Annotated in this window: 18 protein-coding genes; 6 read left to right on the forward strand and 12 right to left on the reverse strand. The window is 60.6% G+C overall.

Going from position 1 to position 14009, the window contains the following annotated elements:
• Positions 1–108 precede the first annotated feature (108 nt).
• The 4 genes from V8Z78_RS17455 to hppD all read left to right on the forward strand — a co-directional run bounded on the left by V8Z78_RS17455 (position 109) and on the right by hppD (position 4547).
• Positions 109–1434 carry an NAD(P)/FAD-dependent oxidoreductase gene (locus V8Z78_RS17455; protein ID WP_003065867.1) on the forward strand — a complete coding sequence of 442 codons (1326 nt, stop codon included), beginning with the start codon at positions 109–111 and terminating at the stop codon, positions 1432–1434.
• Between the two features lie 48 nt (positions 1435–1482).
• Positions 1483–2883 (forward strand): amino acid permease, encoded by a 1401-nt coding sequence (locus V8Z78_RS17460; protein ID WP_003065869.1) that lies wholly within the window; start codon positions 1483–1485, stop codon positions 2881–2883.
• A gap of 153 nt (positions 2884–3036) precedes the next feature.
• On the forward strand, positions 3037–3417 hold the full coding sequence (locus tag V8Z78_RS17465; RefSeq protein WP_003065871.1) for a RidA family protein: 381 nt from the start codon (positions 3037–3039) through the stop codon (positions 3415–3417).
• Positions 3418–3458: 41 nt separating this feature from the next.
• On the forward strand, positions 3459–4547 hold the full coding sequence (hppD, locus tag V8Z78_RS17470; RefSeq protein WP_003065874.1) for a 4-hydroxyphenylpyruvate dioxygenase: 1089 nt from the start codon (positions 3459–3461) through the stop codon (positions 4545–4547).
• Between the two features lie 257 nt (positions 4548–4804).
• Here hppD and V8Z78_RS17475 read toward each other — a convergent pair whose 3' ends face one another.
• The 11 genes from V8Z78_RS17475 to V8Z78_RS17520 all read right to left on the reverse strand — a co-directional run bounded on the left by V8Z78_RS17475 (position 4805) and on the right by V8Z78_RS17520 (position 12282).
• Positions 4805–5113 (reverse strand): hypothetical protein, encoded by a 309-nt coding sequence (locus tag V8Z78_RS17475; RefSeq protein WP_012839617.1) that lies wholly within the window; start codon positions 5111–5113, stop codon positions 4805–4807.
• 18 nt (positions 5114–5131) lie between these two features.
• Positions 5132–5671 carry a CbrC family protein gene (locus tag V8Z78_RS17480; protein WP_057094788.1) on the reverse strand — a complete coding sequence of 180 codons (540 nt, stop codon included), beginning with the start codon at positions 5669–5671 and terminating at the stop codon, positions 5132–5134.
• 12 nt (positions 5672–5683) lie between these two features.
• Positions 5684–6145: a low molecular weight protein-tyrosine-phosphatase gene (locus V8Z78_RS17485; protein ID WP_057094787.1), complete on the reverse strand. Its 462-nt coding sequence runs from the start codon at positions 6143–6145 to the stop codon at positions 5684–5686.
• Between the two features lie 95 nt (positions 6146–6240).
• Positions 6241–7311, reverse strand: coding sequence for a tyrosine-type recombinase/integrase (locus tag V8Z78_RS17490; protein WP_349731795.1), 1071 nt, complete (start codon positions 7309–7311; stop codon positions 6241–6243).
• A gap of 1 nt (position 7312) precedes the next feature.
• On the reverse strand, positions 7313–7615 hold the full coding sequence (locus V8Z78_RS27165) for an excisionase (RefSeq protein WP_370545636.1): 303 nt from the start codon (positions 7613–7615) through the stop codon (positions 7313–7315).
• Positions 7536–7742, reverse strand: coding sequence for a hypothetical protein (locus tag V8Z78_RS17495; RefSeq protein WP_349731796.1), 207 nt, complete (start codon positions 7740–7742; stop codon positions 7536–7538). Before V8Z78_RS17495 ends, V8Z78_RS27165 begins: the two co-directional genes overlap by 80 nt.
• Entirely contained in the window at positions 7739–8230 is a 492-nt protein-coding gene (locus V8Z78_RS17500; RefSeq protein WP_349731797.1) for a class I SAM-dependent methyltransferase, read from the reverse strand. Before V8Z78_RS17500 ends, V8Z78_RS17495 begins: the two co-directional genes overlap by 4 nt.
• A 90-nt stretch (positions 8231–8320) precedes the next feature.
• Positions 8321–8857, reverse strand: a complete 537-nt coding sequence (locus tag V8Z78_RS17505) for a hypothetical protein (protein ID WP_148728241.1) — start codon at positions 8855–8857, stop codon at positions 8321–8323.
• Positions 8857–9996: a hypothetical protein gene (locus V8Z78_RS17510; protein ID WP_349731798.1), complete on the reverse strand. Its 1140-nt coding sequence runs from the start codon at positions 9994–9996 to the stop codon at positions 8857–8859. The genes V8Z78_RS17505 and V8Z78_RS17510 overlap by 1 nt, the downstream gene beginning before the upstream one ends.
• 55 nt (positions 9997–10051) lie before the next feature.
• Complete coding sequence (locus V8Z78_RS17515) at positions 10052–11872, reverse strand: DNA cytosine methyltransferase (protein ID WP_063663380.1); 1821 nt, start codon at positions 11870–11872, stop codon at positions 10052–10054.
• Between the two features lie 227 nt (positions 11873–12099).
• Positions 12100–12282, reverse strand: a complete 183-nt coding sequence (locus V8Z78_RS17520; protein WP_003061314.1) for a hypothetical protein — start codon at positions 12280–12282, stop codon at positions 12100–12102.
• A gap of 652 nt (positions 12283–12934) precedes the next feature.
• On the opposite strand from V8Z78_RS17520, the gene infA reads away from it, so the two are divergent.
• Positions 12935–13207: a translation initiation factor IF-1 gene (infA, locus tag V8Z78_RS17525; protein WP_034361186.1), complete on the forward strand. Its 273-nt coding sequence runs from the start codon at positions 12935–12937 to the stop codon at positions 13205–13207.
• 61 nt (positions 13208–13268) lie between these two features.
• Positions 13269–13520 (forward strand): RNA recognition motif domain-containing protein, encoded by a 252-nt coding sequence (locus tag V8Z78_RS17530; RefSeq protein WP_034383899.1) that lies wholly within the window; start codon positions 13269–13271, stop codon positions 13518–13520.
• Between the two features lie 228 nt (positions 13521–13748).
• On the opposite strand, the gene V8Z78_RS17535 is transcribed toward V8Z78_RS17530, so the two are convergent.
• The gene (locus V8Z78_RS17535; protein ID WP_349731799.1) at positions 13749–14000 is read right to left on the reverse strand and encodes a hypothetical protein; all 252 of its coding nucleotides are present in this window, start codon (positions 13998–14000) and stop codon (positions 13749–13751) included.
• Positions 14001–14009 lie beyond the last annotated feature (9 nt).

Below are 14009 nucleotides of genomic sequence, written 5' to 3' on the forward strand. Positions count from 1 at the left end.
TAAAGATTAAACGTTTAATGTTTTATGTTTTAGACTCCGCCTCCATTGTTGTTCATCAGCGACCTTGGAGAGCGAGTCAGCTTCCGAGGGCTCTTATTGGAAACCGCCATGTCACGCTCTGTTTACCGCCTTCCCGCCGACGACCGCACCAATGGATGGAGCGCGCTGCTGGGAACTCGCCAGCCGAAGGCGCCGCTGCAGGGCGATGTGGCGGTGGACTGGGTCATCGTGGGCGCCGGCTATGCGGGGCTGGCGGCAGCACGCCAGCTGGCACAACAGCAACCTGATGCTTCCATCGCCGTGGTGGATGCGGGCGTGGTGGGGGAGAACGCCTCGGGCCGCAACTCGGGCTTCGCGATCGATCTGCCGCACAGCTCGGCGCCATCGGACGCCGCGGTCGAGGCGGGCCGCCGCGTGATCCGCGTCAACCGCTTTGCCGTGGATGCACTGGAGCGGGCAGTGACTGAGCACAGCATCTCCTGTGGCTGGCAAAAGCGCGGCCGCTACCACGTGGCAGTGACGGAGGAGGTGGCGCAGAAGTCGCTCAAGCCCTATGCACGCAATCTGGATGCCTGGCAGGAGTCCCATGAATATCTGGATCGTGATGCGCTGCGCCAGCGCATAGGCACCGATTACTACGCGGCAGCGGTCTACACGCCGGGCACGCGCCTCATGAATCCCGCGGCGCTGGTGCGTGGTCTGGCCGACAGCCTGCCGTCCCAGGTGCAGCTGTTCGAGAACTCGCCGGTCATCGAGGCGAAGCTCGAAGGCGCGACTCCCTTTGTCCGCACGGCCCAGGGCAGCATCCGTGCGCGCAAGGCCATTCTGGCGGTCAATGCGTTCTCGCAGTCATTCGGCGTCTACCAGGAGCGCCAGGTACCGATTCTGCTGTTCGCCAGCCTCACTCACCCGCTCAGCGATGCCCAGATCGCCCAGCTGGGAACGGATGTCGCCTGGGGTGTGACGCCCGCGCATGGCGTGGCGGGTTCCACGGTACGGCTGACGCACGACCGGCGGCTGATGATCCGCCAGGGGTTCGAGTATTCACCCAGCCTGCGCACCACTGACGGGCGCCGCGCCAAGGCCAGGGCCATGAACCAGGCGCTGTTGCGCCGCCGCTTTCCACAGCTCGGGGCCATCGAACTCGAGCATTTCTGGATGGGCTGGCTGGCGGTCTCGCACAACCATGCGCCCGCCTTTGGCCGGATTGGCGACAACGCCTGGGCAGCGTCCTGCTGCAACGGCTCGGGCATCGTGCGCCATACCGCTGCCGGCATGCTGATCGCCGACCTGGCGCTGGGACGCAAGAACCCGCTGATCGACGACTTCCTCGTCGAGGGCACTGCCAACTACATCCCGCCGCGCCCGCTGCGCGACATCGGCGTGGGACTCACGCTGGCATGGGATATGTGGCGCGGCCGGGCCGAGCAGTAAGCGTTTTTCGGATCCGCATAGGTAGATATAGATAACAGGAGACAAACCATGCATACCCCTTCCTCCAACGGGCATCTGGAGCGCAAGCTCAAGAACCGCCATATCCAGCTGATTGCGCTGGGCGGCACCATAGGCACCGGGCTGTTTCTGGGCTCGGCCGGCATCATCGAGCTGGCCGGTCCTGGCGTGCTGCTGGGCTATACCATCGGCGGCCTGCTGATCTTCTTCATCATGCGTTTCTTGGGCGAAATGCTGGTCGAGGAGCCTTCTGCCGGTTCGTTCAGCTATTTCGCCAACCGCTACGTGGGGCGCTTTGCCGGTTTCCTGTCGGGCTGGAACTGCGTGGCCCTCTATGTGCTGGTGGGCATGCTGGAGTTGACTGCCGTGGGCAAGTTCATCCAGTTCTGGTGGCCCGATATCCCGGTCTGGGTGACGGCCGCCGTTTGCTTTGTGCTTATCAACGGCGTGAACTTCATCAACGTCAAGGCCTATGGCGAGTTTGAGTTCTGGTTCGCGCTGATCAAGATCGTGGCCGTGGTGGCGATGATCGCCACGGGCATCTACCTGCTGTCCACCACGCACAACCCCACGCAGACGATCAGCAACCTGTGGACGCAAGGTGGTTTCCTGCCGAACGGCTTCAAGGGTCTGTTCATGGCCTTTGCCTTCATCATGTTCGCCTTCGGCGGCGTGGAAATGCTGGGCTTTGCCGCTGCAGAAACCGAAGAGCCGCGCAAGGTCATCCCCAAGGCGATCAACCAGCTCATGGTGCGCGTGCTGCTGTTCTATGTGGGATCGATGGCCGTGCTGCTGTCGCTGACGCCCTGGACTGATCTGGTGGCCCAGCTCAAGGCCGGTGGCGGCACCTACAGCAGCAGTCCCTTTGTGCTGGTGTTCTCGGGCATGGGCGAGCACCTGGCCGCGCATATGCTGAATTTCGTGATCCTCACCGCTACGCTGTCGGTCTACAACAGCATGGTCTACAGCTCCAGCCGTCTGCTGTATGGCATGGCCCAGGAAGGCAACGCACCGAAGTCGCTGGCTGAAGTCAACAAACGCGGTGTGCCCGTGAAGGCCATCGTCTACCCCGGCATCGTCACTGCCTTCTGCGTGGTGCTGAACTATGTGGCGCCTGCCGGCGTGATCGAGTTGCTGATCTCGTTGATCACGGCGGCGTTGGTGATCATCTGGACCATCATCATCATTTCGCACCTGAACTACCGCAAGCTGCATGATGCCAAGGGCACGCAGCGCAGCTTCAAGGCGCCGCTGTTCCCGCTGACCAACTACATCTGTCTGGCGGCCATGGCGCTGGTGGTGGTCGTGATGCTGCTCACCCCCGGAGTACGTGCCTCTGCCTATGCCATTCCGGTGTGGGTGCTGGCGGTCTATGCCATGTACCGTATGGTGTTTCGCCAGCCCGTCCGGCTGGTGCAGACTGCGGTTTGATTGAATGAGGACTTACGCAAACAAGGATGCGCCAGGACTGTTTTTTGAGGAAAAGCTCTTGTCCGAACCTGATTTGCGTAAGTCGTGTGAATGAGGGCTTGCGCAGACCTTGGCGCCAGCCTGTTGTAACCCCTGAACCTTGAGAGCACTTCGATGAACTCCACTGCAACCTTTTATCCCGCGCCCGGCGGCATGCCCTTCTCTTCCGCAGTCCGCGCAGGCGGCCTTCTGATGCTGTCGGGGCAGATCCCCTTCGGCGAGGACAAGCGCCCGCTCACCGGCCCCATCGAAGAGCAGACACATGCCGTGCTCAAGGCCATCGCGGCGCGGCTGGAGGCTGTGGGCAGCTCGCTGGACGATGTGGTGAAGGCCAATATCTGGCTCAGCGACCTGGCTCATTTCGATGCCTTCAACAAGGTCTATGCAAGCTATTTCAAGGAAGGCCGTTACCCGGTGCGCAGCCTGGTGCAGGCCCAGCTGGTTTTTGGCGTTGGCGTTGAGATCGAAGTCCAGGCGCTGGATAAAACTGCCTGATCGCGCCATCATCAACTTCATTTTTTTCAGGAAACCTCCTCATGACCGATTTGTTTGAAAACCCCATGGGCCTGTGCGGCTTTGAGTTCGTCGAGTTCGCCTCGCCTGCAGACGGCGTGCTGGAGCCGCTGTTCGAGAAGCTGGGCTTCACGCTGGTGGCCAAGCATCGCTCCAAGGACGTGGTGCTGTATCGCCAGGGCGGCATCAATTTCATCATCAACCGCGAGCCCAGGAGTCAGGCAGCCTATTTCACGGCCGAGCACGGTCCCAGTGCCTGCGGCCTGGCTTTCCGTGTCAAGGATGCGCACAAGGCCTACAAGCGCGCGCTGGAGCTGGGCGCCCAGCCCGTGGACATTCCCACCGGCCCCATGGAACTGCGCCTGCCCGCCATCAAGGGTATCGGTGGTGCGCCGCTGTACCTGATCGACCGCTACGAAGACGGCAAGTCCATCTACGACATCGACTTCGAGTTTCTGCCCGGTGTGGACCGCAATCCCAAGGGCCACGGTTTCCAGGTCGTCGATCACCTCACGCACAACGTCTACCGCGGCCGCATGGCCTACTGGGCCGACTTCTACAACAAGCTGTTCAACTTCCAGGAAATCCGCTACTTCGACATCCAGGGCGAGTACACGGGCCTGACCTCCAAGGCCATGACTGCGCCTGACGGCCTGATCCGCATTCCTCTGAACGAGGAAGCCAAGCAGGGCGGTGGTCAGATCGAGGAATTCCTGATGAAGTTCAATGGCGAGGGCATACAGCACATCGCGCTGCTGTGCGAAGACCTGCCCACGGCCATCGACAGCTTGCAGATGGCTGGCATTCCGCTGCTGACTGCCCCCAACGACATCTATTACGAGAACCTTGCCAAGCGCCTCCCCGGCCACGGCCAGCCCGTGGGCGAGTTGCAGTCGCGTGGCATCTTGCTGGATGGCACCACCGAAGGCGGCCAGCCACGCCTGCTGTTGCAGATCTTCTCCGAGCCGCTGTTGGGCCCCGTGTTCTTCGAGTTCATCGAGCGCAAGGGAAACTACCGCGAAGGCTTTGGCGAGGGCAATTTCAAGGCGCTGTTCGAGTCCATGGAACGCGACCAGATCAACCGCGGCGTGCTCGAAACCGCCAAGGAGTGAGCACCATGAAGATCGACCGCTTCCGTACGGTGGGCGACAGCGGCTCGATCGGCAACTAGGGGCTGGACTGCGCACCACCGGCCTCATCGACCATGCGGACATGTATCGACTGATGCGGGCCACGCGGCAAGAGCGCCAGGCCCTGCGCCAGGCGCTTTCCGAAGGCTTGCATTTTCCGGGCGCTACGGTGCCGGGTGTCTGCGGCCGCCATGAACTGGCGGTGGGTGCGCCGTAGCCTGAGCGCTTCAGCGGCTTGCTCAAAGCGGGTCGTAGCGCGCGTGCCTGGGGTTGAACCAGCGCAGTTCCTGCTTGCCCAGGCTTTGCAGATGCTCCCGCGCCTGTTGGACAAGAGGCATTTTCAGATCCTTGGGCTGCAGCGGGCGTGACTTGCCGGCTTCTTCCAGTCGCAGCACGCTGGCTTGCTCCCAGGTATCGCTATAGCTGCGCACCACAAGACTCAGGCCGCCCAGCGTAAAGCGGTAGATGTCGTACTCGTAGTAGTACTCGTAAAAGCCTTCGGCATCAGCTTCGCTGGCGTCGATATGGTGGCTGAACTCCACCTGCATGATGTCCGTGTTCGTGCCTCAGGTGCAATCGGTGTGCAGCCGATGCATGCCGCATTTCACGCAGCGAAACAGGTAGCCGCCCACCGGATCACCGGTCTTGCTGATGGCCTGCAGATAGCGCTCCGGCATGTTGGCTATATCGGCTTGCAACTCGGCCTGCAGGGTCTGGATTTCGGCGTAATCGGTATAGCCAAGAAAGGCACAGGGCTGGTTGCAATGCACCAGCCACTGCTCCTGTTGCCAGCTGTGATAGCTGGGCGTGCGTTCGCAGACTTCCAGCAGCAGCACGTGATCCATGACGATGCTGTCAGGTTCGTCGGGATCGGCGCTCACGCCTTCAATGCCCAGGTAGTCGTTGAATTCACCCTCATATTTCTTGGCCGCGCTGCCGTCGGCAATACACCAGGGGCAGAGATAGTCCGGCTCTTCGCGGCTGTAAAACGAGCTGTTGTACTTGAGCTCACGCGCCTGGCCACAGCAGGAGCAGGTACCGCTTTCAGCCACAAACAGATCCAATGCATAGGCATTGGGGCTGAGTCGGAATTTCGGCAAATCCATGGAGAGGTCCATTCAGGTCTGGCGATTCTGGACGATGTTTTGCAGCAGATTTCGGCAGGCATCTTCCACCAGATCGAGCACATGCTCGAAGCCGCTGTCGCCGCCATAGTAGGGATCGGGCACTTCGCGCTCGTCAAAGCGCTGGCAGTAGTCGGTCAGCCGCTTCATGCGCTGCTGCTGGGCGGGTGTGGCGATGCGGCGCGCAGCGACTTCGTTGGCGCTGTCCATCACCAGTACCAGGTCGAAAGCGTCGAAATCCTGCTTCGTCAGCTGCCGTGCACGCTGTCGGCTGAGGTCATAGCCCCGGCGGCGCGCATGTTGCTGGCTACGGGCATCGGGAGCCTCCCCTACGTGATAGCCGTGCGTGCCGGCGGAGTCCACTTGCACCAGATGCTGAAGACCCGCATCCGCCACCATTTTTTCCAGCACGCCGTGGGCAGTGGGACTGCGGCAGATGTTTCCGGTGCAGACCATGAGAACGCGAAACGTAGTGTTTTCGCGGGCTGCAGAAGGTTGTACCCTAATTGTCACCTAATTTGTCCCCTAATGTGGTCTGTGGATAACTGCCCTTATGAGACCTTGACGCGGATGGGTTCCGCGCCGCGAGGGTCAGCATAAATCGCAGCCGTTTTTTCCGATGTGTGGCCCAGCAAAGCCTTGGTATCCACGTTGCCTTGGGCCATGTAGGTGCGCTTTGCGAGCGAGCGGATTTCGTGAAACGTTGGCGCGTCGTCACCCGTGATTCCCGCGAGCTCGCGCGCCTCTTTGAAAGCCTTGGTGATACGGTTCACATGCACGGCGCTGCCCGCCTTCACTTCGGCGCGATAGGTGCGTCGATGATGGACCACATACCGGCTCACGACATTTGAACGGCAAGCGGCCAGAGCATCTGATAGCGTCATTCCCATATCATCCATGCGTAGGCGCAGTGGAATTTCAATCCACACGCCAGTTTTGGCGCGGCGGATGGTCAGAGCATCTGGGCCAATGCATTTGCGCTCGAGTCCTGCGATGGTGTCACGATCCATGCCGGAAAGAAGGGCGACCAGCATTGCGCCAGGCAGCCATTCCGCGACCTGTGGTGCAACCGCAAGGATACTTTTGAACTGCTCCAGGGTAAGGCGCTGGCGCGTTGTTTTGGCTTGCGGCTTTTTGGTCGGCTCGACAGGGTTGAAATCCAGCCAACCCAGTTGCTGCCCGCGATTGCACACCGTCATGAGTCTTGAGCGCAACGCCTGCGCACTGCGCGCTTTCCCTGCGGCTATCTCGTCCTCAATGAATTTGGCGCAGTGTGCGACAGTCAGACCCATGCAGGCAATGCCACCCAGTGCCTCATTGATCTTCTTGTCGAGTGAGCGATTGCTTTTTGCAGTGTTGTACTTTTCGCTGACTGGCATTTGCTCGAGCAATTCCGCAATGCTCTTTTCCTTGCCCGTAATTCGCTCTAATAGGGTAGGACTGCCTGCGGCCAAGTAATCCAGCGCCTCAAGCACTTGGCGCTTGGCTTGAGCCAGCGGAACGCGCCCAATTGCGAGCTCCTTCCCGTTTTCAGGATTACGCCAAGTGAAATAGCCAGGGCGTGGCTCGCGTAGGCCGGCAGGCCAGTCCCTGCGGACTCTTTCTCTCGGGCGTGCAGCCATGTCAGTGTCCCTTCTTGATGCGCGCCAGTAAGGACGGTTTGCGGTTGGGATCAACAGGCAGCGCGTCTTCAGGCACGAAATACGATTTCCCGACTTTCACGGGTGCTGGCTCAATCCGGCCCTCTCTAGCCATTCTTCTGAGCGTCCAGAGACTGGGCGGTGGATCAAACCTAACTGCTGCCCATGCCATAAGTGTGATCTGCTTGCTCATATTCATCCAATCTTTAATAAAGCCGCTTGCGGGGCTGTTCGTCTTGCTTCGGGCGAACGGCCTGGTTGTAGGCCTCCCAGAGCTGCAGGCCATCGGGGCAGCGCTGCTGTTTGCCCCCTGAGAGGCCGGCGGCGCAGCAGGTAGGGCAGTTGAAGTGGTGGGCTATGTAGGCCTTGTCTTCTGGCAGGCCCACGGTGCTGGCGCTGGTTGCCTGGGTCATGGCTTCATGAAAACGAGCCAGTGAGTCATTCCAGAGCGGACACTGACTTGGCCGAACAAAGGCTTTTCAGATGTCAGGGCTAGGACTTCCTTCACTTTCACCTGCGTTTCGTTCCACTTGAACACTAAAGTTCCACCTGGCTCCAGCACGCGGAAGCACTCGAAAAAGCCTTGGCGCAAGTCTTCGCGCCAGTCTGGTCCCAGCTTTCCGTACTTGGCTCCAAGCCATGATTTCGGCCCTGCATGGACAAGGTGAGGCGGATCAAACGCCACCAGCTTGAAGGCCCCATCCGGGAAGGTCAGAGCGCGAAAGTCCATCAGACAGTCGGGCTCAATGCGCAGCACGCGCTGGCCAGACGCATTGCCGCGTGAGTTGTCGGTGACTGTGATGGTTTCGCTGCGCTGGTCTACGAACACGGCGCGCGGGTCTGCTTTGTCGAACCACATCATTCGACTGCCGCAGCAGGCATCAAGAACCGCTGGGTTCATGCGTTGCTCCAAAAAAGGAACCCCGCTCAGTGGCGGGGCTCGGGGTTGCGGTTTTGCTGCTTCTCTTGGCGAGCGCGGCGGATCTCTCGTTTAGATGGACGGGCCATTTCGTTTCTCCTGCATTCCGAATTCCTTGCCATCGCTGCCCCACATGGGTACGTACCGGCAGCTGTCACACCGGTGAAAGTCGTGGTACCCATTGCCGTCAGCGCGGTACGTCCCTTTCTTGCAGTGCGCGCACTGCAGACCGATGCGTGAGCGATACAGCTCATCCTTGGCCGCGATCAACGCTTCTTGTGCTGCAATGATTTCGCCATCTGTCAGGTGAGTGGGTGCCAGTGGCGCCGCGGCGATCATGGCGTCCAGCATTCGCTGCGGGAGTCCGTCAAGGCCATTTGCGCGGTGCAGAACCTTCACTGCAGCCCTGTGCATTTCTTCCGTGACCTTCCATGCCCGCGGCGCCTGGGCGCGCTGGGTGAGCGAATACTGCAGCGGGATAACGTCTTTGACCGTCTTGCAGCCGGGGCAGACATGGCGGTATCCCTTTCCCGGCGGGATGTAGAGGCCAGTCGGCGGTTCGTGCTCCGGATGGATGCACGTTTTGTCTGAGGGCAAGTCGAAGAACATCACTCGCCCCCTTGCGCTGCCAGGGAGGCGCGCCTGTCAGCCTCCTGGCCCTGTTGCCAGTACATATTCAGGGCCATTTCGATTGCATTCATTGCTGCACCTGCCGCCACGCCGCCATGCTTCCTGTTGTCCAGTGCATAGTGAAAATCGCGCACGGCTTGGCGCACCAATCGCAGCGCATCCTGCTCACTCGCTGCTAGTGCCGCATCCCGCGCGTCTGCCTGCGCCTGGGGTGCTGCGAGCGTGGAGCTTAGGGCTTTAGCTAGATCGCAGGCGAAGTCTGCGGCAAGCTTGTTGGTGATGTAGTTTTCATAGTCATAGCGCTGCAACACATTGGCAAAGTACCAAGCTACGAACCCACGCCCACCTTTCGATGTGCGCAAGTCAAAATCAGGCATCTCCACCGCCTGCGCGGGAAGTCCGGTAGCAGTAGCCAGCAGGGCGCGCAGCTGCTGCTCTGTGAAGAGCGCTATTGGCTGCTCAAACCGCATGCGCTGCCCTGCCTCAGAAGCCCGAGCCCACACATAGCATTCATCGTTGCAGTGCAAAGTAGCCACAGGCTCTGGCAGCACCACTGGCGCGGCTGCTGTGGACAGCAGGCGCTGCACCTCGGCAACTGGATCGCCTTCCTCTTCCATCCCCAGAGCGGCCAGGATGCGGCAATAGTTGTTAGCGTCCTCTTTATTGACGCTCACCATGTCGGGCGCGGCTGCCGGGGTGGCGGCAAGCGCGGCGCGAAGTGCATCAGCTTCGACTTGGCAAACGGCGCGGCCCAGGTGTTGCTGCAATCCATCCATACATGCGAGAGCCTGCTTGGCGGCGCGAATCAGCTCATCAGGCATTGCCACGGCTGCGGGCGCTGCCTGTGCTCGGCCTTCGTCCAGGCCTGCATGCCATGCGGCTTGTTCTGCTGCGGCTGGCTCCTGAATCTGGTGCAGGCACTGGCCAATTTCTCGCTCATGCGCCAGCAGGGCAGATGCCAGGCGGCGGACTGCATGGGCGCTGCATCCTGCGCCTTCGGCTGTGCTGCAATTCCCGCGATTGCGCTCATCGTTCTCTAAGCCTTCAAGCATGGATGCTCCTTGCTCGAGCAGGGCTGCGTCTTGGTCGGTCAGCTTGATGAAGTTCTTGTCTTGCATATAGGTGGCTCCCAGAATGAGAAAAGCCCGCGGCGGCGGGCTGGGGTGTTGGTGTTCAGGCGACTTTTCGGAGCTGGCCTGCTTCGCTGTAGTTCGCGGCCACGATGGCGCGCGAGAGTGGCGGGCACACGCTGTTGCCGCACATACGGACCTGGGCGGTCTTGGTGATGGCCTCACCGGCGGCGCCGCGGTCGATGATGTAGCTCTCGGGGAAGCCCTGGGCGCGGTAGAGCTCACGCGGCGTGAGCATGCGCAGGCCAATGTCCACGATGGCATAGGGCTCGCCATGGACCATGACTAGGCCCATGCGGTCCTTGGTGGGGATCGTGTGCATGGGATCCGCACAGCTCGCGTCCTGGCCGCCCTCGCTGTAGTACTTCACCAGGAAGGCTCGGACTTCACCCGCATGGCCGCCGCCTGCCGTCAGCGTTGGGAATGGCTCCTCGTGCGACTGGCCGAACTGGTTATTGCGCAGCTTGACCATGTGGCTGGTGACCAGGCCTGCGGTCGCGCCTTGGGCGGTGACGGTGTTGAGCGGCGCGGCCACATCGCGGATGCCATGGCTGAATCGCTTTGTACCGTCCTTGCCCTCGCCGTGGCCCAGGTGCACCAGATTGGCAGTGACCAGGCCCATGGTGTTGCCCGTGCTGGGCCTGGCGGGCGTGCCGCCGGCGGTCACAGTATGCAGAGGCTCGTCCGCTGCAGAGCCGACACTGCCCGCGCGGAACTTGGTCATGTGAGCAGTCACAAGGCTGTGATGGTCCACGCTGGTGACGGTTCCTATGGGGTCCTGCAGGTCACTGCCGACCACGCCCGTGTAGTGCTTTGCCAGGAAGGCCTGCACCAGGGCATGCTTGGGGCTGCCCACCACGGTGCCCAACGGCTTTTCCAGACCGGGCACGCGCGGCGCCTGGCCGGCACGCTCGCCATAGCCGGTTTGCACCAGCGTGGGAACGGCCAGGGCAAAGTGCCCGCCCTTGATCTGGGCCACTTGGGTGCGCAGTGGTTCGTCAGCGCGGAATGTGCGCTGCGTGCTTGCGTTGGCGTGCTCGGTCAGGAATGGCGCGCTGTCTCCCACAATGAAAGGCTTTGCCGTCTTCACCACATAGCGGTCGATGCCCTTGGCAATGCGTCGGCAGGTGGCGTCCGCCAGGGGGCGCTCGCGCTCGAAGATGGACGGCGCGGCAATGCTCCAGTCGATGCACTCGGCTGCAGTGCGCCAGGGCTTGAATCCCTTGGCGACCTTGCCGTTCTCATCGGGCTGGGCATGGGTAGGCTGCGGCCAGGTGATGGGAAGACCATCACGGCGGGCCACCAGGAATAGGCGCTTGCGGATGGTCGGTGCGCCGAAGTCGCAGGCGCGCAGCTCGCGGTGCTCCACCTTGTAGCCCAGGTTTTCCAGTTGCCTTTTCCAGCGCTGGAATGTCAGCCCTTTGCGGTCGGGGCAGGGGCGGCTATCGGCACCCAGTGGGCCCCAGGTCTGAAACTCTTCGACGTTTTCCAAACAGATCACACGAGGCATGGTCAGCTTGGCCCACTTGATCACCACCCATGCCAGGCCGCGAATCTTCTTGCTGACCGGCTTGCCTCCCTTGGCCTTGCTGAAGTGCTTGCAATCCGGACTGGCCCAGAGCAGGCCCACCGGCTGCCCGTCAGTGACTGCCAGCGGATCCACCTCAAACACATCGCTGCAGAAGTGGCGCGTTTGCGGATGGTTGGCAGTGTGCAGGCTGACTGCTTCGGGGTCGTGGTTGACGGCGATATCGACATGGCGGCCGATGGCCTGCTCGATACCGGTGGAGGCTCCACCGCCGCCAGCAAACAGATCCACGACCAGCTCGGTGTGTACGGGCAGCACAAATTGAGGGGTAAGCATAGGGCTCCAGAAAGCAAAAAGCCCGCTCAGTGGCGGGCCGGAAAGTTGTGAAGGTTGAGGTTGTCAGTGGCCGCAAGGAAGTGGCTGACCTTGCTCCTCTTTGAAGTCTTGAGGCAGCGGCGCGCCGCAGCTTCCGCAGCGTTTATCTGGATTGGTATTGCTCATCTCGTTGCTCCTCATAAAAAAGCCCGCACGAGGCGGGCAATGGCAATTGGGTGGAGGGACCTCTAGGTCTTGTTTCGGCCGCGATAGTCGAGGTCGGTCGCGGAGTAGTTCTCGCGCTTGCGCCAGTCCATCTGTACAGGGCCGGCATGTTCGGGAGGATAGGTGATGCGCTCTTTCTCCCGGCTGAGCTCCCATCGCTTGGCCTCCACGACATGGTGGACGGCCGATTTTTTAGTTGTGCTCATTGCAAGGCTCTCGCTAAATTTCCAAACAGTTGCCCCACGGTACAGGCTTACTGCAGACAGGTCTATTGATTTCTTTTTCGAGGGGTATCGTTCGACCGCCTCCAAGGACCGCGTCCTTCAGTGAGGCTGAATGTTGTGATCCCAAGGTCTTTCAATTCACCTATACTGGTTTCACTCGCTGTTCAGGCCGTTCGCCCCAACAGCGCCTGTCTGACACCTATGCCGCCCCTTGGCCGCAGGTAGCCGCTCTTTCTTGCAAAGCACGCGGTGGTCACTCCCCTCTAGGCGAACTCCCCCAGATCCTGAACATCCTTATGGATCTGCGTTGCCCCCTGCATTCAGAGCGGGCCTTCCCTATCTCATTTGACGGTCTGCGCAATCGTGCGTGCGGCCGTCCGTTTCATGCTGCACAAAAACATTACAGAGCAGATTGGCCGCTACGCGGTCACGCCTCTGACTCAGCCGAGCTCCAGCGGCCAATTTCTGGCTGCCGTTTCCATTCGCCGCGGTGCATATGACCGCGTCATTCGATTTGTTCCCCAGTTTTCTAACGAGTCGCTCGCCTCTAGCTATGCCCTGACTGAAGGGCGAAACATGGTGTTGGACCAAAGGCTGAATTGAGCGGCTGAATCCTTCACTCACAGGAGACACTTTGGCTAAAGAAGAACTAATCGAGATGTTGGGCCGAGTTGACGAAGTACTGCCAGATGCGCGATTTCGCGTGACTCTGGAAAACGGCCATCAGCTCATTGCTTACAGCGGCGGAAAGATGCGCAAGCATCGTATTCGTGTGCTGGCTGGTGACAAAGTGACCGTCGAAATGTCGCCCTACGACCTGAACAAAGGGCGTGTGACCTTTCGCCATCTTCCTCCTCGTACTGGTGCTGCTACTGGGGCCAAACCTGCCTTCAAGCGCCGCCGCTGACCCTTATCAATCTTGTAACCGCTCATCGCTGACATGCGTGAGCAATCTTTGAAAGAACACAATGCAATCCAATCTCTACGTTACCAATCTCGGCTATTCCATCGACAGCGAAGCCCTGCGCACACATTTCGGCAGCTGCGGTGATGTGGTCGCTGCAGACGTCATCATTGATCGTGACACCGGCCGTTCGCGCGGTTTCGGCTTCGTTGAAATGGGCACTCAAGAGCAGGCCCAGAAAGCGATCGAAACACTGAATGACCAGCCGCTTGGTGGTCGCGCACTGGGAGTGGCTTTGGCCCGTCCACGCAAATAATCTTCTTCGATCTGTAAGAAGGGCTCACGCCAAAAGCGTGAGCTTTTTTCTTTTGCAACCTGTCTTCCCGCAAGAGCAACTCAAGAGACAACCTTCTTGATTTCCTGAAGCTGAACCTCAAGCCAACCCGTCTTGATGGCCAACTCTTTGCAGAGCTGGGCGGCTTCTTGAAGGGGGTAGGGCTTGCTGCGCACAGCAGTGCGCTTGGCGGTGCGCAGCCAGGCAGTTTCATCGAAGGGGTTCCGGCGGCTTGCCGCCCGCCTTCTGTGCCATCTGGCAAAGCCGCTCGTGTGCCTGCTTTGCCTCATCCAGCAGACCAGGCGCGATACCTGAGACGCGCCAGCCTTTGTGCACGGACACAGGGTCAGCCTTGGCCGCCAGTCGGCGCATGCGCTCGAGCTCTGCGCCTTGGGCGCGCATGGCGGCCATGCGGGAATCGGTGATGGGGTCGCCGTTGTGATTCACGAAAGTCAGACTCATGGGAGCCTC

This window comes from Comamonas sp. wu1-DMT (assembly GCF_040187805.1).
In the GTDB taxonomy this organism is placed as follows: Bacteria; Pseudomonadota; Gammaproteobacteria; order Burkholderiales; family Burkholderiaceae_C; genus Comamonas; species Comamonas thiooxydans.

Bases quoted from the DNA above. Each gene is read 5' to 3' on its own strand.
- V8Z78_RS17455 (WP_003065867.1), top strand. From the start codon at position 109: ATGTCACGCTCTGTTTACCGCCTTCCCGCCGACGACCGCACCAATGGA.
- V8Z78_RS17460 (WP_003065869.1), top strand. From the start codon at position 1,483: ATGCATACCCCTTCCTCCAACGGGCATCTGGAGCGCAAGCTCAAGAAC.
- V8Z78_RS17465 (WP_003065871.1), top strand. From the start codon at position 3,037: ATGAACTCCACTGCAACCTTTTATCCCGCGCCCGGCGGCATGCCCTTC.
- hppD (WP_003065874.1), top strand. From the start codon at position 3,459: ATGACCGATTTGTTTGAAAACCCCATGGGCCTGTGCGGCTTTGAGTTC.
- V8Z78_RS17475 (WP_012839617.1), bottom strand. From the start codon at position 5,113: ATGCAGGTGGAGTTCAGCCACCATATCGACGCCAGCGAAGCTGATGCC.
- V8Z78_RS17480 (WP_057094788.1), bottom strand. From the start codon at position 5,671: ATGGATTTGCCGAAATTCCGACTCAGCCCCAATGCCTATGCATTGGAT.
- V8Z78_RS17485 (WP_057094787.1), bottom strand. From the start codon at position 6,145: ATGGTCTGCACCGGAAACATCTGCCGCAGTCCCACTGCCCACGGCGTG.
- V8Z78_RS17490 (WP_349731795.1), bottom strand. From the start codon at position 7,311: ATGGCTGCACGCCCGAGAGAAAGAGTCCGCAGGGACTGGCCTGCCGGC.
- V8Z78_RS27165 (WP_370545636.1), bottom strand. From the start codon at position 7,615: ATGGCCTGCAGCTCTGGGAGGCCTACAACCAGGCCGTTCGCCCGAAGC.
- V8Z78_RS17495 (WP_349731796.1), bottom strand. From the start codon at position 7,742: ATGACCCAGGCAACCAGCGCCAGCACCGTGGGCCTGCCAGAAGACAAG.
- V8Z78_RS17500 (WP_349731797.1), bottom strand. From the start codon at position 8,230: ATGAACCCAGCGGTTCTTGATGCCTGCTGCGGCAGTCGAATGATGTGG.
- V8Z78_RS17505 (WP_148728241.1), bottom strand. From the start codon at position 8,857: ATGTTCTTCGACTTGCCCTCAGACAAAACGTGCATCCATCCGGAGCAC.
- V8Z78_RS17510 (WP_349731798.1), bottom strand. From the start codon at position 9,996: ATGCAAGACAAGAACTTCATCAAGCTGACCGACCAAGACGCAGCCCTG.
- V8Z78_RS17515 (WP_063663380.1), bottom strand. From the start codon at position 11,872: ATGCTTACCCCTCAATTTGTGCTGCCCGTACACACCGAGCTGGTCGTG.
- V8Z78_RS17520 (WP_003061314.1), bottom strand. From the start codon at position 12,282: ATGAGCACAACTAAAAAATCGGCCGTCCACCATGTCGTGGAGGCCAAG.
- V8Z78_RS17530 (WP_034383899.1), top strand. From the start codon at position 13,269: ATGCAATCCAATCTCTACGTTACCAATCTCGGCTATTCCATCGACAGC.
- V8Z78_RS17535 (WP_349731799.1), bottom strand. From the start codon at position 14,000: ATGAGTCTGACTTTCGTGAATCACAACGGCGACCCCATCACCGATTCC.